Origin of the sequence: Lacibacter sp., assembly GCF_035299325.1 — a bacterium.
Lineage (GTDB): Bacteria > Bacteroidota > Bacteroidia > Chitinophagales > Chitinophagaceae > Lacibacter.
This window is the reverse complement of the sequence record NZ_DATGWT010000025.1, coordinates 38,522-56,971: the sequence shown is the minus strand read 5'-3', so window position 1 is coordinate 56,971 and position 18,450 is coordinate 38,522. Positions and strand designations below refer to the sequence as shown.

The window sequence follows — 18,450 nt, the reverse complement described above, 5'->3', positions numbered from 1 at the left end:
TATAATGATCAATCCATTACTCCCAGAATTTTACAGGATAATCAGAACAGGCTTTACTTTCAAGTGGCTGCAAATTCCTGCCCAATTCATCTAACTGCTCAGGTTGTATCTGTTCTTCAATAAACGGAAACAGATCACGCTCTTCAAAACGGATATGTTTTTCAAGTAGGGTATAAAAATCGGTGATGAGCGTTACGCTTGAGTCGCCATTTCTTATCGCATCAACTACACGGCGTATCTGGTGATGCTCTGTTTTCATCTGCTCATATTTTTCCATGAGCGAGGGAATCTGCAACACATGCGGATGCAGATATACTTCCTCTTTAATGAAATGATTTCGCAATTCCCCATTCCATACGGATATAATAAAATCATCCATCACAGTTGGATCAGCCTGCTTCCCCACCCCCTTTTTCAAGAGCAATGCAGCCATTAATCCATTATGATGTTGATGCGAAAGCGGCTGCAGCTGTTCTTCACGCTTCATGCCTCATTTATTTTAGTGATTGAATGATCTGTACAAATTCATCTGCTTTTAATGATGCACCACCTACAAGTCCGCCATCTACATCGGGCTGTCCAAAAATTTCTTTTGCGTTAGAGCCTTTCACACTACCACCATATAAAATCGAAATTTCGTTTGCAACATCTGTACCGTACTGAGCAGCTAATACACTACGCAAATGCGCATGCATTTCCTGGGCTTGTTCGGCCGTTGCTGTTTTGCCTGTGCCAATTGCCCAAATGGGTTCATATGCGATGATGACCTTTTTCAGTTCATCGGCACTTAAATGAAATAAACTTTCTTTTAATTGATTACCTACATATTCATTTTGTGTACCTGCTTCACGAATATCCAAAGCTTCACCACAACAGAAGATTGGCGTAATACCTGCGGCTAAAGCAGTATTTACTTTTTCTGCAAGCATTTCATTGCTTTCATTAAAGTATTCACGACGTTCGCTATGACCTAATACCACATAACCAACATTGATCGACTTCAACATTTCAACTGAAGTTTCACCTGTATATGCACCTGAAGTTTTTGTGTAAGCGTTCTGAGCTGCCACGCCTGTGTTGATCTTTCCTTTCAATTTATCTACCACCATTGTCAGATATGGAAACGGAACAGCAAAGACTGCACGTTGATCTTTTCCTAATGTAAATGGAGTGTGAATGATGCCATTAATTAATTCCTCAGCCTGTTGATACGTTAAATTCATTTTCCAGTTTGCTGCGGCTACTTGCTGTCTCATAATCTTGTTGTTTTTTATTCGTAGTTTATGTTTGTCGGGTGTAAATATATTCCAGTATCTGCTTATCGTTGTTAGTTAATGATTGTTGTTTCATCTGCATCCAGTTTTCAATATCATGCAGTGCTTTTTCTAAGATGTATTTTTCACCTGTATGAATATTCCAGGTAAAGTCGGCAATAAATTTAGGCGATAATCCTGCAGTAAGAATATTACTGCAAATGCCACTCACCATTCCAGTGGTGAGCGATGCGTTGATAGATACTTTTGAATAATCGCCCAACATCACGCCGCATTTTGTTCCTGCACTGATCCATTGATGTAATAACGGATTCCAGAATTTCACTTCGCCAGCTGTGTTTTTTACATTTGAACAGGAAGCACCGGCGCCAATATTACACCATGAACCAATCACAGCATCACCTATATAACCATCATGCGCTTTATTTGAATAATCGAAGAAGATCGAATTTTTAATTTCACCTCCAACAGTACATTTTTTCCCAACTGTTGTGGCTCCATAAATTTTACTGCCCATTTTCACAACAGCATTCTCCAGCGCAACAAAAGGGCCTCGGATCATACTACCTTCCATCAGCAAAGCATTTTTACCAATGTAGATCGGCCCTGTCGATGCATTGAGCGTGCAATATTCAACCTCAGCTCCTTCTTCAATGAAAATCTGTTCAGGATTGATCAATTGATTGGTGGATGAGATTGGCGCAGAAAGTTTTTTTGAACGGACCAATTCACTATCTGTGCGTATCAGTTGATCGTTTGAAGTAACGAGGTCATACGGATAATGAAAGAAGCGAACAGCAACACTCAGCTCCACTTCTTTGCAATGCTTTATTTGTTCTGTTGTTACCGGGAAGGCCAACCTGCTTCTTGTACGAATTGCTATTTGGTTATTATTCCTCAGTAAAACACTTTCGGCTGCTAATGCCTTTATTTCATGCAAAAGTTCAGTTGAAAAAACAACTGATGCATTGATGTATAGAAAATCGTCGCCCTCAATTGGAGAAAATGGGTAGGCATCTGTTAGATAATCTTCTGTAAGTGTAAATACGTCCTGCTGTAATACAAATGCCCAACGTTCTTTTGCTGTGAAGATGCCACAACGAAATGCAGACAAAGGCCTTGTAACCGAAAAAGGATAAAAAGTAGCTCTGGCTGTATCAAACAAAATGATCTGCATCTGCTGGTTTTAATTGGCCCGTTGTAAAAATACAGGAATCATTTTAATGATGGTTCTAAACGAAAACTGCCCCTTTGAAGGGGCAGTTGAAGACAATATTTATCAGTAGTAATTATTATTGTGGCAGCAGTACCTGGTTTATTTTAAAGAAGTTACCATTAACTGCAGGGCGATCAATACCTGCAGCAGTTGGAATAGCAGCCGCTGCACTGGGGTTACCAACGCCTTTAACACTTAATGCCGACCCAAAACCACTTGTAATGGTAGATGAAATTGCAATACCAGGATGAGCTGCTATTGACCCATTAACAAAAGTTTGATAATTAGTTGCTGTACTTGAGAAATTAACTGAAAAGGCTCGCTGTGCCATTATATGATATGCCACCACACCCCTAATTAATGCGGTAGTCACATTATTTGTTGACAAAAATGCCGGCCCTGCAGCTACGGCTCCATTGGCTTGCGCATCAGCAGTAGCAGCACTCCCTGTTAATGCAAATACCTGTTGATAAACGAGGAAGTAAATCAGCGCTTGAAATGCCGCATTATTAGGTGCAAAAACAGTAAAGTTTGCGCCAGGTGCAATTGTTGGATTACCTAAGTAATATTGAAAACTTGGAGCAGCTGTTGTGGCCAATCCTGAATCGGCTCTAACAAGTGCTGCTTCAAAATAATCAAGATCGGGATCGTTCTTAATTGTATCAAGTAACAATTTAGAAGGAGGTGCAATAATAGCTGCTACCTGATGAATAACTCCGTTTGCAACAGGAATATCGGCAGCTGTTACCGGAATATTATTTGCCCACGCAGCAGACCCTCTACGGGATGGGAAAATACTGAAACGAGCTAAAGGACTCGTATTTGGTGGAGGGAAAATTAAGCCGGTAGGCATTTGTACATTAGGAAACGTTGTAGGAATAGCTGCTGAAGTAATTTTCTGCCCCGGAATAAGATGATAATTTAAAATAGCTGTAAGCTGTGCCACCGGTATTTGATCTATTGCAGCAGTTGTGCCAAAACCTGAAAGAGCAAAGGCGGCATCGTTTGGAGCAAAAACAGTAAAAACAGAATTCTTATTTGTTAAGGCAGTTAATAAACCAGCTTTGTTCAGCGAATATTTCAACAACGAAAAACTGGCATTAGTATTTACGATCTCTCCAATGCTTTGTCCCGTTGGTGTTGGGAATGTATTTGGTACTGGTGCTGAAATATCTTTGTTACACGAAGACAGTAACAGCAAGGCAACCAGTGAGTAGCTTACAATCTTTTTCATATGTGAAGTCAGTTTCATGAATAATTAAATAATGTTCGATAAGTGAATTAGAATATGTTGTAAGAATAACTCACATAGTATAATCCACCTATTGAAGGGTTACCCGGTGCGTGATAGTAATATTGATTCAACAGGTTATTTGCGCCTAACTTAAATAGTGATTTTGTCTTTGGTATCTTATAACTAACCTGTGCATCCAATGTCTGAATAGCAGGTACTTCACCTGTTGCAAAATCACCTTCAAAGAAATAAGCATCCTGCCAGCGGTAAGCAATATTAAAACCAATATTCTTGCGCTTTCCTAACATGCTGTTTCCTAAGATCACATTTGCACGGTATTTAGGTGAGTTAAAAAAGGCAACATAACCTGCAGGAACATCCTGTAACACATCGGATGAACCGTTTACTGTGATCACAAAATTACCCGGAAGCTTATACTCGAGCCCTAAACCATAACCGTAAGTTTTTACGATTGCTTCTGTATTAACAGGTACAGAATACACCTGTCTTGTTGAAGCGGAGGCCAAACCTCCAATGTTCCCGGTTTTTGATTGCACAACTAAAGCACGTGCAAGAAAATTTTCATATTGTCCATAATAACCATAAACATCAATCAGCAGTTTATTATCTGCAACTACGCCTTTATAACCAAGTTCATAAGAGGTAACATTTTCCGGCTTCAAATCCTTGTAATCATACACCTTTGGAGCGTTGGCCTGTACACTTTCTAAAGTGTAAATAGGATTGGAGTTAAACTTGTAATAATCTCTTAACTCTTGTACACCGCCAATCAAAAGCACATCTCCACCTACCCTCAGGTTGATCCATTGCTGTTGTGTACTGGGAAAACGATACGCTGTTTGATAAGACAAGCGGATGCTGTTGTTTTTATTTAATTTAAGAAGTGCCGTTGCTCTTGGAGTAAATCGTCCGTCAAAATTTTCGTTTTTGTCGTAACGGCCGGATACTGTCAGGTTCAAACGATCATCAAACAACTTTTTACTGGCCTGCACATAACCGCCAAACTGGTTAATCGGTATCGGAGCTGCAGAATCGGCAAACAAAGTGCCTTCTGAATCTAAAACAAATCTGCGGAAATCTCCTCCAACCAGGATATCAACAACACCACCTGTTAAATGCGAGAAATTATATTGCCCTTCTGCAACATACAGATCTGATTTTTCAATGAACAAACCACCTCCCTTAGAGATAGGAACGGAACGCACCTGGTCGAAGATCTGTTTAAATTGTGTACTTCCTGGTTTTGGTGCGCCTGCATCAGCAAATGCACGGGCATTGTTGTGGGCATCAATATCAGTGAGCCCGCTTAACTTACCGGCAAGATATGTCTGACCATATTCACCATACCATTGTGTAGATGGTTTAATACGCTCATTAGCTAAACGGGTTGTAACCGTTGCATTGTATGATTCACCGGCATCTTCCTGAGTAGCCCATCCACGAACAAACCAATTCTTTGCGTTTAATTCTAATTTATACTGCTTTATGATAAAGTTTTTAAATGAGTAGCGGTCGCTTCCGGTATAAACCGAGTTCCCTGACCCGATATATCCCATTGCTATCGCTTCAATATCGTCGGTTATTTTATAATGAAACGCCCCGCCTAATTTAAAATTCACTGTATTCGGGTCAACCAGATCCCGTTCAGCATAGCCTGTGCGGGAAACATTTATAGGACTGCCGGAAAGAGAATTCATATAAGGTACCAGGAATGGAGCCTGCGCTCCAATAGCTGTAAATACTTGACGCAGGTCTATCGTTGTTTCATCGCCATACATATTTATGCCGTCATAATTCGGGTCGGTGCTGCGTGTGCCCGGAACAATTTTCCCGGTTGTGCCTAAACGTTGATAGTTGCGTTGATCAGCAGCCAGCCAGTCTTTTGCCTGCACAAATTCAGAAGTAATTTTAAAAGCTGCCCGTTCGCCAATTTTTTCAGCCCATCTGATATTCCAGTTAAAATAAGGGGAAATTTCCTGACGGTATTTCCGGTCGGCATGCATAATGCCTTGTTTAACCTGGAAAGAAAAACCCTGGTATTTAAAGGGACTTTTACTGTTTATAAGTAAAGTTCCGTTCATACCACCCGGACCATATAATGCCGATGAAGCTCCCGGGAGTAATTCCATATTATCCACGTCAAGTTCTGAGAGTCCAATGATACTTCCAACAGAAAAGTTAAGACCAGGAGCCTGATTATCCATGCCATCAGTAATCTGATTGAAACGTGTGTTTCCACTTCCGTTAAAACCTCTTGTTGTAGGAGTTTTAAAAGTAAGTGATGATGTAAGCATATCCACCCCTTTCAGATTTTGAACCACTTCATAGTATGTTGAAGCTGGTGAGTTACGGATATTAGCCGCACTTACTTGCTCAATTGTTACCGGTGATTCAATTTTACGGATTGCTACCCTCGTTGCTGAAACAACAATTTCCTCACCCAACGAAGAAGCAGTGGCAAGTGTAACATTAACAGCCTGAGAAGCAGAACTGACTGTTACTTCCTTGCTTTCGAAACCAATCGAAGAAATAATAAGTGTTACAGGTAGCGAAGGAACTGTGATGCTGAATTCCCCTTTATCATTTGTATAAACGCCGGCGGATGATCCTTTCACTGTTACTGAAACAGCTGGCAAAGATTCTCCGTTGCTGGTGCCTTTCACACTTCCTTTTATGGTTACAGATTGAGCAAAAGAAGAAATGGAAATAAGGCAGGACGTTAACAGCAGTAATAAAACTGGCAGTTTTTTTCGCATGGTCAAGTCGTTTTTGGTTAAGTAATTAGCAAAATACTGATTGTTAGTATTATTCAGAAATTTACTTTTTAACCCTTTTGGGAACGTTTATTTTGAATTTTAGTTTAAAACTTGGCAAACATGTTTGCCCGTTTTACTTTAGCGCATGAATTCATTTCAATTTCCCAATCAAACAAACTATTACAAAGGCAAGGTCAGAGATGTGTACAGTATTGGCAGCAACTGGCTGGTAATGATTGCCAGTAATCGGATTTCAGCTTTCGATGTGATCCTTCCCCGTCCTATTCCATATAAAGGACAGGTATTAAACCAGATTGCTGCTTATATGCTCAATGCTACAAAAGATATTTGTCCCAACTGGCTGGTAAATGTGCCGGCGCCCAATGTAAGCGTTGGTAAGCGTTGTGCTCCGTTTAAGATTGAAATGGTTGTAAGAGGCAACCTTGTTGGTCATGCATGGCGAACCTATGCATCGGGCAAAAGAGAACTTTGTGGCGCGGCTATGCCCGATGGATTGAAAGAAAATGATTTCTTCCCCACCCCCATTATTACTCCTTCCACCAAAGCAGATGCAGGGCATGATGAGGATATTTCGCCTGCAGAAATTATTGCGCAGGGCATTTGTTCAGAAGCTGAATGGAATCAATTAAGCAGTTATGCATTGCAGTTATTTGCACGTGGAAAAGAGATTGCGGCAAAGCAAGGATTGATACTGGTTGACACCAAATACGAATTTGGAAAAATAGGTGAAACAATTTACCTGATGGATGAAATACATACACCTGATTCATCCCGTTATTTTTATGCCGATGGTTTTGAAGAACGTCAGCAAAACGGCGAACGTCAGAAACAATTAAGCAAAGAGTTTGTGCGAGAATGGCTCATTGAAAATAATTTCATGGGCAAAGAAGGACAAACTGTTCCGGAAATGAGTGATGAATGGATCAACACCATCAGCAAACGTTACATTGAACTTTACGAAAAAGTGATTGGACAAGCTTTTGTGCCGGAAGAATTGAGCGATGAGGAAACGCAATCACGTATTGTAAATGCTCTCAGGGAGCTTGCATAAAATAATTGTTGTTGTCTGAAAAGTTGCAGTAGATTTTTATCAAAATAGAATCGGGATGATAAAGAGCCTCTTGGAAATTCTTTATCTTTCATAAAACTTTTCTGCATGAGTCCTGATTCTATTTTCCAACTATGTAGCACCATGGCATTAGTTGCCTGGTTAATTCTGCTGATCGCAAGCCCCTTCTGGCCTTCAGTTGATAAACTATTGATCGGTGTGGTCATCACATTGTTTGCCATTGTATATGCATGGCTCATCGCCCTAAGTTTCAATCCCGGTGATGTAGAAAAATTCAACACGCTTGATGGTGTCATGCAATTGTTTACCGATAAAACTGCTGTTACTGCCGGATGGGTCCACTATCTTGCTTTTGATCTGATGACGGGTATCTGGATCAAGAAGAATGCGCAGAAACACGGCATTAATCATTGGATACTCATCCCCTGCCTGTTCTTTACATTTATGTTGGGTCCGGTTGGCTTATTACTGTATCTCATCATTCGTCTGGCTTATACCAAACAATACTTCGCTGATAACTATTGATCATATGAATTACTTCATCACTGAATTAAAAAGAAGAAATCAAACTTTGTATTTCTTTAGTTTGATTTGTTTGCTTGGTGCTCTTGTATGTATTGCAATGGTTTTTCTAAATGATACTGTTGTGCTTGGCATTAATGCATGGTACAAACCCATGAAGTTTTTTCTTTCAACTGTTTTCTTCAGTTGCACTATGGGATGGTTCATGTATTATCTCAACAGGCCATTGCATACCATGCTCTATAGCTGGACACTGATTAGCACACTTACATTTGAATTGCTGTATATCACGCTACGTGCATCACAAGGACAATTATCACACTTTAATATTTCTTCAGCCTTCAACGGGCTTATGTTTAGTTTAATGGGCATCGCAATCACTATCATCACTTTGTGGACTGCTTATGTTGCCTTTCTTTTTTGGAAAAGATCTTTCCCGGAATTACCAACAGCATATTTATGGGGCATCCGCTTCGGGCTTCTGCTCTTTGTTATTTTTGCATTTTCAGGCGGTATGATGGCTGCACGACTCAGCCATACCGTTGGCAGCGCAATGGAAACAACGCAAGGTTTACCGGTATTGAACTGGAGTCGTGAATCTGGCGATCTTCGTATTGCACACTTCTTTGGAATGCATGCGCTGCAACTATTACCTTTACTTGGCTTTTACGTAACACGCACAAAACAACAGATCATTGGTTTAAGTTTGATTTACGCCGCTGCGGTAACAGCTCTTTTGTTCCAGGCATTGAATGCCTTACCTTTAGTGCCAATGAAATAATGAAAATTGAGCATTCTCAAAGCTGTTACTTATTCTAAAATTATGATCATGTACAAACTGTTGCTGCTACTTTGTTTATTATTCACAGTACCTGTTTCTGCTCAACAATATCATTTGCTCGTTGGCACTTACACCGATGCGGGCAGCGATGGACTTTATACCTATAAGTTTAATGCACAAACAGGTGATGCAATCGCCCAGAGTTCGGTGAAAACTTCAAACCCATCTTATCTCGCCGTTTCACCCGATAACAAATTTGTATACGCTGTGAATTCAGATAATGAAGGCATGGTGAGTGCATTTCAATTCAATAAACAGGATGGTTCATTGAAATTTCTAAACAAGGTTACGAGTGCCGGAGCCGGCCCATGCTATGTGAGCATCAACAGAAAAGGAAATATCGTTGTTGCAGGAAATTACAGCGGTGGAAATTTAGCTGTAATGGAAGTAAGACAAGATGGGCAACTAAATCAACCCAAACAAATCATTCAGTTAAAGGGCAGCGGCGTTAACCGAAGCAGACAAGAGAAAGCACATGTACATGCAACAGTTTTTTCTCCCGACTATCGGTTTCTATTTGTGCCCGATCTTGGAACAGATAAAGTGATGATCTATAAAGTAGCTGCTGGTAGCGGTGCATTGCAACCGGCCGAACAACCTTTTGCTGAAGTAAATGCAGGTGCTGGCCCCCGTCATATCGAATTTCATCCAAAACTCGGCTTTGCTTATCTGATTGAAGAACTTACAGGCACCATCACAGTGTTCAAATACAATGAAGGAAAGTTAACACTGGTTCAAAATACATCGTCGCACCCCATCAGCTACCAGGGTGCTTATGGTTCAGCTGATATTCATGTATCGCCTGATGGAAATTTTCTTTATGCCAGTAACCGTGGCGATGCAAACTCCATTGCCATTTTCAGGATCGATCAGGATAATGGCATGATACAGCCGGTAGGTTTTCAACCATCGCTTGGTATTCATCCACGCAACTTTAATTTCGACCCGACAGGAAATTTTTTATTAGTGGCCAACCGTGATACAGATGAGATCGTGATCTTTAAGATCGATAAGCAAACAGGTTTACTCGAAGATACCAAGAAGCGTATCAAAGTATCGAAACCCGTTTGTATTAAATGGATCGTTACTAAATAGCATATACAATGAAAAAGATTTATCCCGAATCAATGCCTACGCCAAAGGGCTACTACTCTCCTGCTATTGTGCACAATGGCACTGTGTATGTAAGTGGACAATTAGCCATCAATGAAAAAGGTGAACCGCAAATTGGAAGCATTGAAGATGAAGTGCGACAGTGCATGAAGAATATTGAAATCATTTTGAAAGCAAGCGGCAGCAGTTTACACCATATCCTGAAGGTAAATGTGTTTATTGCCGATATCAGCAACTGGCCAAAATTCAACCAGGTGTTTGCTGAAATCATGGGCGATCATAAACCTGCACGTATTGTTGTGCCCTGCAACCAACTCAACTATGGTTGCTGCATTGAAATAGATTGTATTGCCGCTACAGCAGATTAATTAACATGAGTATTACCAAAGAACAAATTGAACAGGCACTCGAACGTATTAAACCGTTCATTCATAAAACGCCTGTACTTACCTGCAACACGATCAATGAACTTGCCGGTGCTGAAGTATTTTTCAAGTGTGAGAATTTTCAAAAGATCGGTGCTTTTAAAATCCGTGGAGGGATGAACGCTGTGCTTACGTTGCCAAAAGAAAAAGCTGCGAACGGTATTGCCACACACTCATCGGGCAATCATGCACAGGCCATTGCTTATGCTGCCAGACAAGTGGGCACAAAGGCATACATCGTAATGCCCAACAATTCTCCCGGCGTAAAAGTAAATGCAGTGAAAGGATATGGTGCTGAAGTTACTTTTTGCGAACCCAATCAACAGGCACGTGAAGAAACACTGCAAGCCATTGTTGACAGAACTGGTGCAGAGTTCATCCATCCGTACAATGATGAACGTGTTATTACAGGACAGGCAACTTGTGCCAAAGAATTACTGGAAGAAATCACTTCGCTTGATTTTTTGTTGGCACCTGTCGGTGGCGGTGGTTTATTAAGCGGCACATTATTAAGCGCTCATTATTTTTCACCAACAACAAAAGTTTATGCAGGTGAACCGGAAGGTGCTGCCGATGCAGTGTTATCGTTAAAAAGCGGAAAGATTGAAGCAGCTCCTTACATCAATACTATTGCTGATGGTTTATTAACCAAACTCGGTGATAAAACATTTCCCATTATTCAACAATTTGTTACGGATATACTCACCGTAACTGATGAAGAAATCATTTCAACACTTCGCTTAGTGTACGAACGCATGAAGATCATTGTTGAACCAAGCTGCGTGGTACCATTAGCAGCTTTACTAAAGAATAAAGAATTGTTTGCCGGCAAACGTGCAGGCATTATTCTCTCAGGAGGAAATGTTGATCTGAAAAAGTTTTGTGAGTGGTTTAGTTGATCATAACTCTTACATTAAATCATGATTTTTACTTCGGTAGTGGTGCACCAACTGCAATATCGCAACGATGGCCGGGTTGACCATGCGGCGGATTTTTTCCGGCAGCTGTTGTAGTAACCGGTGTTGTTGGCGGCGGCATCACAACTGTTTGTTGCTGCGGTGGCGTTGCAGTTGTTGGCGCAGGTGCACTGTTTAGTGGTGCTCCTACCTGTATATCGCAACGATGACCCGGTTGGCCATGTGCAGGATTTAATCCGGCAGTGCTCGTTGCAGCAGGCGATGTTTGTTGTGGTTTTGCAGGTTGTATGGTTACAGGTGGCGGGGTTGTTGTTGCAGGTGCTGTTGTACTTCCTTCTTCAAGCCCATTACCACAGGCAGTCAACAAAGAAAGAAGGATCAAAGCTGGCAAACATTTATACAGATTCATACAATGATTATTTCGATACAAGGTATGAAAAACTACCGTCAGTTCCTATTCGTACTTTAGACTGACGGTAACCCCTTCATCAGCTTTGCGCAGCACTTGTTTGATTTCCTGCAGTTGTGGGTTGTCCTTTGCCTGTTTCTATAAGGTTGCGCAAGCTGCCAGTGATGTAACCACTCCAAGCATCTGAACAAACGTCGAAACAATCCAGCGACGGCATCAAACCAACATGGGTAAAGTGCAGCTTCGTTTTATCATTCTGGTCCGCAATTTCAAACATGATTGTTGTACCGATCCATTCTGTGTTATTGCTTTTCATCCAATGCTTCCATGAATCAATTACCCGCCAAACAATCTTGCGGTAAGGAATCAATTCCATAATCCGCATGCTGATGAATGTCTCACCAAATCGAACGGTGAACACATCATCTTTTTTATTTGCCCTTCCCTCAAAATCGGTTGACCACCAACCGCAAATATCAGTCACCGCAATGAATGTTTCTTCTGATGTTTTACCTACTGTTATACTGGTACTGTAATCCTGTGAGTTCATGTTGTTAATATTTTAAATGATGAAAGATTTATTTGGTTTTTTTTCTACCCTTTTGCTGCACTGAGTTTCTTTTCATTTTCAGTTTGTGGTTTATCTTTTCCGTTTGGTTGTCCTTTACCTGTTGTAATGAGGTTGTGCAAACTTTTGGTTACATAAGTGGTCCACGCATCACGGCATACTTCAAAACATTCATACTCCGGAACCAAACCAAGATGAGTAAAACGTAATTCCGTTTTGCCATCCATCTCATTTATATCGAAGATGATTTTTGTACCCGTCCATTCGCTTTTATCTTTTGTGAACTTGAAATAATTTTCCTGTACCAACCAAACTACTTTCTTGTTTGGAACAAGCTCTATGATCTGCATTTTGCAGCGGTGTACTTCTTCGTAATGATAATCAAACACAGCATTCAGTTTGTCTGTGCTGCCTTCAATTTCTTCTGACCACCAGCCACGAACATTGTTAACTGCATTAAATACCTGTTCAGGCGTTTGATCAACCACGATGGTTGTTGTGAAATCTGTTGTTGTCATTGTTGTATTTTTTTGATGAATAAGATGTTTTTGCTGACGATCATTTTTGCATGCACCAAATATGATCAAGAGAAGAAGAAGTACCGTTGTTTTTCGCATTGTTGGTTTGGCTTTGATCGTTCATTACAAAGGTATTATCACAGGTTAAGTTGGCCGGGGTGGCAAATGGACTTTTTAGCGGGTTGATTTGGACAGGCTATCTTTCTATCTTTGATAAAAGTATTTCCATGAAACATATCACCATACTTGTTCCCGATGGACAAACCAATTTAAGCAGTGTTGCCTGCATTGTTGGTTCATATGAAATGTTTACCAGGGCCAACGGCTATTGGTCGCAAACTGCAGCAGGAAAGAAAAACGGAACAAAAGAATTATACAAAATAGAATTAGCAGGTGTTTCAAAGAAAGCAGAATTTGATAATGGATTACTTACAGTGTCAACTCATGTAAATATTTCTGCCATCAGCAAAACCAACCTTATCATTATTCCGTCCTTGGTTCGTGAGTATGAAACTGCCATTAAAGGAAACAAACTGTTGATCGAATGGATCGAACAACAATACAACGCAGGCGCTGAAATTGCAAGTATGTGCACAGGTACATTTATGCTTGCTTCAGCAGGTTTACTCGATGGGAAAAACTGCTCCACACATTGGTCGGCTGCAGATACATTCAGAACATTGTTCCCCAATGTAAATCTTCAACCCGATCAACTGATTACCGATGAATATGGCATTTATACCAATGGCGGTGCTTATTCATTCCTCAACCTGTTGCTTTACCTCGTAGAAAAATATTACGACAGGCAAACGGCCATTTTCTGTTCTAAAATATTTCAAATTGAAATGGACAGGCAAAGCCAATCGGCATTTACCATTTTTACCGGACAGAAATCGCATGGCGATGAAATGGTGAAAGAAGCACAGGCTTATATTGAAAACAACCTGCACGAGAAAATATCGGTTGAACAGTTATCATCTATCTTTTCTGTTGGCCGCAGAAACTTCGACAGAAGATTTATTAAAGCAACCGGCAACACACCTGTTGAATATTCGCAACGGGTAAAAATTGAATCGGCAAAGAAAGCATTTGAAACAAGCCGCAAAACAATTAATGAAGTAATGTATGAAGTTGGTTATAACGATGTAAAAGCATTTCGTGAAGTGTTTCGAAAGATCACAGGCATTTCGCCATTGGAATACAGGAACAGGTATAACAAAGAAGCAATGGTTTAATGGAAACCATGTTTCAATTATGAACTTTTTGCAACAATCACCACCGATCCCGCCAGCCAATCGTGAATGGCTCTTCTTTTTTCGTTGGTTAACATGGTGAGCAACTCCAATGCCATCCAGCAAAGAAAACTGTAGTCGATAAAATTGCGGTAATCCATAATGATGATGTCAAGATCACCTGTCTTTGCAACCAAGATGAGGAAATACAGCAAGCCAATGAGCTGAATAACCAAATACAACGAATCCCGCAGGAAGGATTGTTTGAGTGTAAGCAATTTTGCTTCACTCACGTCGAGCACCTTTATACGCAATACCCATTTACCAATTGTTCTTCCGAATTTATAATGAAAGTAAATGCTGTACATGTAATACAGAGACGCATTAAAGGCCGTCCATGCAAAAATGATCCACACATTATCTGTTTGGTTCAATATCCAGAGATCCAGCATCAGCAGTGGCGTAAAAATAATGCCATCAATAATTGATGCTCCCAAACGCCTGAAACCGGTATGATACTTTACATCGCTCATACCCGAAAGTAAGAAAAGCTAACTGATAAACTTAGCTCGATCATTGCACGTAACATTTCGTTCACGAACTTTCCTGTGGCCGTCCAAAATATAACAAATATCCATCCGCATCTTTTACTTCAAATCCACGTAAACCATCATCGTTATTGCTTAGTGGTTGAAAGAACTCAACATTGCGTAACAAAAATTCGGCCGCAAGCGCATCCGGATCGGGCACATGCAGGTAAGCATCCCAGCGGGCAATTCCTTGTTTGATATCTCTTGTGTAGTTAGGAACAGGATCAACGCCCACATCCTTCATCATGATCATTGCACCTCCCCGCTGCACAATACCAAAGAAAATATCATCATCACCCGGGCCTTGAAAAGTAATGTCGAAACCAAGAATGTCCCGGTAAAATTTCAGTGCAGCAGGAACATTCCTTACAATAAAGAACGGAGCAATACCGGCAATTTCTGTTTTGTTCATGTAAGTTCTTTTGAATGGTTACATTAAAGACTGTTACCAAATTCCTTCAGAAACTTTGTTGAAATTATTAAATAAAGCTGACAGGAAAAATGACGATGGCATTAAAGTCAGTTCCTGCTTCGTACCACTTTCAGTTCAATGGAAACAAGCACACACACAACAATGATCTCCACTAAAAAGTATGTGATACCCAACATTGTAACACTTGAATAATTATAAACTACCAGACCGAGCGTTACACAACAATAAAGCAGGTTAGCAATAATAATTGCTTTTAGAAACTGTTGCCAGTTTGCTTTTACAAGGAAAAAGCAACCGAGTGAATAAACGCAGAAGCATGCTGCAATACCAGAAAGCAATGTCAGGACTCCTTCAGGTAATCCAACGTATTCATTGAATGTTCGCAAAATTGCAAACAAAAGAAATGCTGTAATAAAAGCTCCTATTCCATCTACAAGAAAAAGAGTCTTTGGATTTTTCGTTAATTGCCTGATGACTTTAATCATTTAAGAGTATACTAAGGCATTTTAGAATATTCCGCAGTAAGGTCTATTTGTTTCCAGCTATGGTCAAAAAAATCAAAAATTTGTTTCTTTAATTGTACCACCAAAACGCCATTTGCCTTTACAATGAGACTATTAATTACGCCAAGTTGGTTGGTATAATCCGGATTCGAACTTGCAATCTCTACGGTCCTATCGTTGTTAAATTTATAAGTGTAAATAAGAAACTCATTGTTGTACTCAACTAAATATGGAGTGTTATTGCTAAAATAATCGATAATCTGGTGAGGGAAATTAAAGGAAATCAGCTTGCTGGCATTTAACTGATCAGGAAGGGGGCGCACTTCCAGGTAATTGTTTTGTTGTTGGAAATCATGAAATGAAACCAGCTCACCATTATGTGTTTTATGCGGATCAGATATTTCGGCGTATATATTTGCCGTTTTAATTCGATCGTTATTTAAGTCAACAGGAACAGAGGATGTGATCTTTGTTACTTTATAAAAGCCCGGAAAGGATTTTTCGAACGAAGAAGTATATGTTTTTCTGCATGCAAGCAAAAGAAAAACAAATGAGACAAAAGTTAAGAGCTTAGGCATATTGTTAAAGGTTATACCCACAAATGTAGGGAAAGGTTTATTATCTCATTAGACTAGTACAGGCAATTCAGTCTATCTTCATTTGGTGAGATTCAATTCAATAAACACAGTCCTCACATTCTCATCGGTTTACACATACCACTTGAGAGCTAATGCCGAATTATCGTTATTGATTACAGCTTCAAATTTCAATTTATCCGCCTCTATTTATAAATCGCTATTGATCAATGAACCATTCACGATGCCGCTATAGTCTTTTGATTTATAGTACTACATTTTTCTGTTCAGCTGAATTATCCAAGGATATTATTTTAATGGTTTCACTTTTGTCATTTCCCATTATTACGTCAACCTTATGCAACATGCAGGTTACATCAAGAATAAATTCATAACTGGCGGTACCGATCAATGCAGATCTATTCTTCTTTGTAAGAATCATTCCTTCGGTTTTCCTAATTCCGATAAGGCGTTTGAAATGACTGGTTTCGATTTTCATCATCTCTATCGTTTTCTAATAAATTTTACTTCGTTAATGCTCCTGCAATAAAACCTTTGTCAAGCTCAAATACAGCACCAACAGAGCCAACAATACATTCGCCACGTTTCAGATTATTCCATTCACGTATTTGATATACCGGCTCAATACCTGTGCAATGTGCACCCATAAAATAACGCATGCAGGTTTTCTTCAATTCATTTGCTGTCCATTTTATTTGCTCATCATTGTTTTCCAGCAAATGAAAGCCACCTATTGCAGCCAGTAATGGTTGCTGCAAATAATCTTGAATATGTGTTATTGTATTGATCATACCTGAATGTCCGCACCCTGAAATTAATACCAGGCCTTTTTCTGTGCGTATTACCAGCGACATGTCTTCCGGAACAATATCTTCAACAATATTACCCAACTCATCTTTCTTTCGTATTACGTTTCCGCCCAAACCATAATTTTTTTCGGGGTATTTCCGTGGCACCTGCCCGGTAAGAAAAATACCGGGATGGATTTCTGTAAAACGTTCATACATCTGTACAACACCTCCGGTCTGTATGTACTGCAGCGAGTCAGTTTTACGACTGCTGAACTCCTGTCCACTTGACGAAATGCGTGTATCAAACAATCCTTTGCAGGCATGCGTAACTGACAATGCCTTTGGATTACTTGCTTTCATAGCCGTGCGCAAAGGAATCCAACCGGCAGTATGATCGCCATGGCCATGACTCAAGATAAGTTCAGGAACATCAGAGAGATCAATTTTCAGATCTTTACTGTTCTCAAGCACAGTTTTTTCTCTGCCACCTGCATCAAACAAAATTTTTACAGAGTCTGCTTCTATTAATGCGGCAAACCCCCACTCGCCTACACCCTTCTGCGCAAGCATGGTACTGAGTATGGTGATCTTTAATTTTTTGACAGTTGTTGTTCCGGGTTTAACCTGTGCTATTAATTGACATGTGCAAACAACAAAAGGAATCAGCAGTAATTTTTTCATGATGACTTTTTTTTCGAAAAGGAATATAGTCTGAATTGTTCCATTTTTAAAATAAGCCTGGATGGTTGTCGTTCTTCAACAGGATTATTTTTCATCCATTGCAATTTCGGTTAATCCTCTATTGCTTCAATACCTTGTTGTTTCAATTTTTCCAAATGATCTTTCATTGCTTTTACCTGCTCAGGCGCATGCCCTTGCCAACGAATAACTTCACCAACAACCTTAAACGGATGTTTCGAGCGGTAAGACATCGTTGGGTTACCGGGAAATTTCTTATCCGTTAAATTAGGATCATCTTCTATTGAGCCTGTTGGTTCTACCAGATAGATCCGTTCAGGTGCATCACCTTCTGCAAGCTCTGCACCCCACACTGCTGCATCAAGTGTAGCTGTGCAGTAAATATATTTTGCTTCTTTCTTTTGCCCGTAGTTGGAATTGACACCGGTTTCAATAAAGTCGCCGGCATGGAGATCAGCTTTTGTTCCGTGAAAAAAGGTTTGTGCAAAAGCGTTTGCAGCCACTTTTTGGTTATTGGTATTGTTGTTTTCCAAGATGATTGTTTTTATTGAACAATTGGCTTGTTGGCATGGTTTAATTCTTGCTTTTTAGCAAGGTAGCCAAATAAGGTAAAATTCGCTATTGTTGATGTTGTAAAACTTCCGCTCTATGTAGCGTTGCTTCGAAAAGAATTCTAAGTTATGATCTTTTGAAATTTGTATT

Annotated in this window: 22 protein-coding genes; 7 read left to right on the top strand and 15 right to left on the bottom strand. The window is 40.0% G+C overall.

The window, feature by feature from the left end:
* Positions 1–16: 16 nt before the first annotated feature.
* From VK159_RS14300 to VK159_RS14280, 5 genes are all read right to left on the bottom strand, one after another.
* Positions 17–487 carry a hemerythrin domain-containing protein gene (locus VK159_RS14300; RefSeq protein ID WP_324230833.1) on the bottom strand — a complete coding sequence of 157 codons (471 nt, stop codon included), beginning with the start codon at positions 485–487 and terminating at the stop codon, positions 17–19.
* A gap of 7 nt (positions 488–494) precedes the next feature.
* A complete protein-coding gene (tpiA, locus tag VK159_RS14295) occupies positions 495–1,259 on the bottom strand; it encodes a triose-phosphate isomerase (protein WP_349254777.1) in 765 nt (254 codons plus the stop codon).
* A gap of 22 nt (positions 1,260–1,281) precedes the next feature.
* Entirely contained in the window at positions 1,282–2,451 is a 1,170-nt protein-coding gene (locus VK159_RS14290) for a putative sugar nucleotidyl transferase (RefSeq protein WP_324230831.1), read from the bottom strand.
* Between the two features lie 115 nt (positions 2,452–2,566).
* The gene (locus VK159_RS14285; protein ID WP_324230830.1) at positions 2,567–3,724 is read right to left on the bottom strand and encodes a fasciclin domain-containing protein; all 1,158 of its coding nucleotides are present in this window, start codon (positions 3,722–3,724) and stop codon (positions 2,567–2,569) included.
* Positions 3,725–3,771: 47 nt separating this feature from the next.
* Positions 3,772–6,501: a TonB-dependent receptor gene (locus VK159_RS14280; RefSeq protein ID WP_324230829.1), complete on the bottom strand. Its 2,730-nt coding sequence runs from the start codon at positions 6,499–6,501 to the stop codon at positions 3,772–3,774.
* 145 nt (positions 6,502–6,646) lie between these two features.
* Between VK159_RS14280 and VK159_RS14275 the strand changes: the two genes are divergently transcribed.
* The 6 genes from VK159_RS14275 to VK159_RS14250 all read left to right on the top strand — a co-directional run bounded on the left by VK159_RS14275 (position 6,647) and on the right by VK159_RS14250 (position 11,391).
* Positions 6,647–7,573 (top strand): phosphoribosylaminoimidazolesuccinocarboxamide synthase, encoded by a 927-nt coding sequence (locus tag VK159_RS14275; protein ID WP_324230828.1) that lies wholly within the window; start codon positions 6,647–6,649, stop codon positions 7,571–7,573.
* 105 nt (positions 7,574–7,678) lie between these two features.
* Positions 7,679–8,116, top strand: a complete 438-nt coding sequence (locus VK159_RS14270; RefSeq protein WP_324230827.1) for an ABA4-like family protein — start codon at positions 7,679–7,681, stop codon at positions 8,114–8,116.
* Positions 8,117–8,120: 4 nt separating this feature from the next.
* Complete coding sequence (locus VK159_RS14265) at positions 8,121–8,894, top strand: hypothetical protein (RefSeq protein ID WP_324230826.1); 774 nt, start codon at positions 8,121–8,123, stop codon at positions 8,892–8,894.
* 48 nt (positions 8,895–8,942) lie between these two features.
* Positions 8,943–10,049, top strand: a complete 1,107-nt coding sequence (locus VK159_RS14260; RefSeq protein ID WP_324230825.1) for a lactonase family protein — start codon at positions 8,943–8,945, stop codon at positions 10,047–10,049.
* Positions 10,050–10,057: 8 nt separating this feature from the next.
* A complete protein-coding gene (locus VK159_RS14255) occupies positions 10,058–10,435 on the top strand; it encodes a RidA family protein (protein WP_324230824.1) in 378 nt (125 codons plus the stop codon).
* Between the two features lie 5 nt (positions 10,436–10,440).
* Positions 10,441–11,391: a pyridoxal-phosphate dependent enzyme gene (locus tag VK159_RS14250; RefSeq protein ID WP_324230823.1), complete on the top strand. Its 951-nt coding sequence runs from the start codon at positions 10,441–10,443 to the stop codon at positions 11,389–11,391.
* 28 nt (positions 11,392–11,419) lie between these two features.
* Here the strand turns inward: VK159_RS14250 and VK159_RS14245 are convergent, their stop codons facing one another.
* The 3 genes from VK159_RS14245 to VK159_RS14235 all read right to left on the bottom strand — a co-directional run bounded on the left by VK159_RS14245 (position 11,420) and on the right by VK159_RS14235 (position 12,904).
* A complete protein-coding gene (locus VK159_RS14245; protein ID WP_324230822.1) occupies positions 11,420–11,818 on the bottom strand; it encodes a hypothetical protein in 399 nt (132 codons plus the stop codon).
* Positions 11,819–11,897: 79 nt separating this feature from the next.
* The gene (locus VK159_RS14240; protein ID WP_324230821.1) at positions 11,898–12,368 is read right to left on the bottom strand and encodes an SRPBCC domain-containing protein; all 471 of its coding nucleotides are present in this window, start codon (positions 12,366–12,368) and stop codon (positions 11,898–11,900) included.
* Between the two features lie 44 nt (positions 12,369–12,412).
* A complete protein-coding gene (locus VK159_RS14235; protein WP_324230820.1) occupies positions 12,413–12,904 on the bottom strand; it encodes an SRPBCC domain-containing protein in 492 nt (163 codons plus the stop codon).
* 227 nt (positions 12,905–13,131) lie between these two features.
* On the opposite strand from VK159_RS14235, the gene VK159_RS14230 reads away from it, so the two are divergent.
* On the top strand, positions 13,132–14,139 hold the full coding sequence (locus VK159_RS14230; protein ID WP_324230819.1) for a GlxA family transcriptional regulator: 1,008 nt from the start codon (positions 13,132–13,134) through the stop codon (positions 14,137–14,139).
* A 17-nt stretch (positions 14,140–14,156) separates the two neighbouring features.
* Here the strand turns inward: VK159_RS14230 and VK159_RS14225 are convergent, their stop codons facing one another.
* The 7 genes from VK159_RS14225 to arr all read right to left on the bottom strand — a co-directional run bounded on the left by VK159_RS14225 (position 14,157) and on the right by arr (position 18,281).
* Entirely contained in the window at positions 14,157–14,669 is a 513-nt protein-coding gene (locus VK159_RS14225) for an RDD family protein (RefSeq protein WP_324230818.1), read from the bottom strand.
* Positions 14,670–14,730: 61 nt separating this feature from the next.
* A complete protein-coding gene (locus VK159_RS14220; protein ID WP_324230817.1) occupies positions 14,731–15,138 on the bottom strand; it encodes a VOC family protein in 408 nt (135 codons plus the stop codon).
* Between the two features lie 107 nt (positions 15,139–15,245).
* Entirely contained in the window at positions 15,246–15,644 is a 399-nt protein-coding gene (locus VK159_RS14215; protein ID WP_324230816.1) for a hypothetical protein, read from the bottom strand.
* An 11-nt stretch (positions 15,645–15,655) separates the two neighbouring features.
* Positions 15,656–16,240 (bottom strand): hypothetical protein, encoded by a 585-nt coding sequence (locus VK159_RS14210; protein WP_324230815.1) that lies wholly within the window; start codon positions 16,238–16,240, stop codon positions 15,656–15,658.
* 262 nt (positions 16,241–16,502) lie between these two features.
* Entirely contained in the window at positions 16,503–16,739 is a 237-nt protein-coding gene (locus tag VK159_RS14205; protein WP_324230814.1) for a hypothetical protein, read from the bottom strand.
* Positions 16,740–16,761: 22 nt separating this feature from the next.
* Positions 16,762–17,730 carry an MBL fold metallo-hydrolase gene (locus VK159_RS14200; protein ID WP_324230813.1) on the bottom strand — a complete coding sequence of 323 codons (969 nt, stop codon included), beginning with the start codon at positions 17,728–17,730 and terminating at the stop codon, positions 16,762–16,764.
* 110 nt (positions 17,731–17,840) lie between these two features.
* Positions 17,841–18,281, bottom strand: coding sequence for an NAD(+)--rifampin ADP-ribosyltransferase (arr, locus tag VK159_RS14195; RefSeq protein WP_324230812.1), 441 nt, complete (start codon positions 18,279–18,281; stop codon positions 17,841–17,843).
* Positions 18,282–18,450: the final 169 nt, after the last annotated feature.

What these genes read in the sequence shown, in the direction of transcription:
- VK159_RS14235 (WP_324230820.1), bottom strand. Translation starts at nt 12,904, where the DNA reads ATGACAACAACAGATTTCACAACAACCATCGTGGTTGATCAAACGCCT.
- VK159_RS14215 (WP_324230816.1), bottom strand. Translation starts at nt 15,644, where the DNA reads ATGATTAAAGTCATCAGGCAATTAACGAAAAATCCAAAGACTCTTTTT.
- VK159_RS14260 (WP_324230825.1), top strand. Translation starts at nt 8,943, where the DNA reads ATGTACAAACTGTTGCTGCTACTTTGTTTATTATTCACAGTACCTGTT.
- VK159_RS14250 (WP_324230823.1), top strand. Translation starts at nt 10,441, where the DNA reads ATGAGTATTACCAAAGAACAAATTGAACAGGCACTCGAACGTATTAAA.
- VK159_RS14280 (WP_324230829.1), bottom strand. Translation starts at nt 6,501, where the DNA reads ATGCGAAAAAAACTGCCAGTTTTATTACTGCTGTTAACGTCCTGCCTT.
- VK159_RS14275 (WP_324230828.1), top strand. Translation starts at nt 6,647, where the DNA reads ATGAATTCATTTCAATTTCCCAATCAAACAAACTATTACAAAGGCAAG.
- VK159_RS14265 (WP_324230826.1), top strand. Translation starts at nt 8,121, where the DNA reads ATGAATTACTTCATCACTGAATTAAAAAGAAGAAATCAAACTTTGTAT.
- VK159_RS14240 (WP_324230821.1), bottom strand. Translation starts at nt 12,368, where the DNA reads ATGAACTCACAGGATTACAGTACCAGTATAACAGTAGGTAAAACATCA.
- VK159_RS14255 (WP_324230824.1), top strand. Translation starts at nt 10,058, where the DNA reads ATGAAAAAGATTTATCCCGAATCAATGCCTACGCCAAAGGGCTACTAC.
- VK159_RS14285 (WP_324230830.1), bottom strand. Translation starts at nt 3,724, where the DNA reads ATGAAAAAGATTGTAAGCTACTCACTGGTTGCCTTGCTGTTACTGTCT.
- VK159_RS14270 (WP_324230827.1), top strand. Translation starts at nt 7,679, where the DNA reads ATGAGTCCTGATTCTATTTTCCAACTATGTAGCACCATGGCATTAGTT.
- VK159_RS14225 (WP_324230818.1), bottom strand. Translation starts at nt 14,669, where the DNA reads ATGAGCGATGTAAAGTATCATACCGGTTTCAGGCGTTTGGGAGCATCA.
- VK159_RS14245 (WP_324230822.1), bottom strand. Translation starts at nt 11,818, where the DNA reads ATGAATCTGTATAAATGTTTGCCAGCTTTGATCCTTCTTTCTTTGTTG.
- VK159_RS14290 (WP_324230831.1), bottom strand. Translation starts at nt 2,451, where the DNA reads ATGCAGATCATTTTGTTTGATACAGCCAGAGCTACTTTTTATCCTTTT.
- VK159_RS14210 (WP_324230815.1), bottom strand. Translation starts at nt 16,240, where the DNA reads ATGCCTAAGCTCTTAACTTTTGTCTCATTTGTTTTTCTTTTGCTTGCA.
- VK159_RS14300 (WP_324230833.1), bottom strand. Translation starts at nt 487, where the DNA reads ATGAAGCGTGAAGAACAGCTGCAGCCGCTTTCGCATCAACATCATAAT.
- VK159_RS14200 (WP_324230813.1), bottom strand. Translation starts at nt 17,730, where the DNA reads ATGAAAAAATTACTGCTGATTCCTTTTGTTGTTTGCACATGTCAATTA.
- VK159_RS14230 (WP_324230819.1), top strand. Translation starts at nt 13,132, where the DNA reads ATGAAACATATCACCATACTTGTTCCCGATGGACAAACCAATTTAAGC.
- VK159_RS14220 (WP_324230817.1), bottom strand. Translation starts at nt 15,138, where the DNA reads ATGAACAAAACAGAAATTGCCGGTATTGCTCCGTTCTTTATTGTAAGG.
- VK159_RS14205 (WP_324230814.1), bottom strand. Translation starts at nt 16,739, where the DNA reads ATGATGAAAATCGAAACCAGTCATTTCAAACGCCTTATCGGAATTAGG.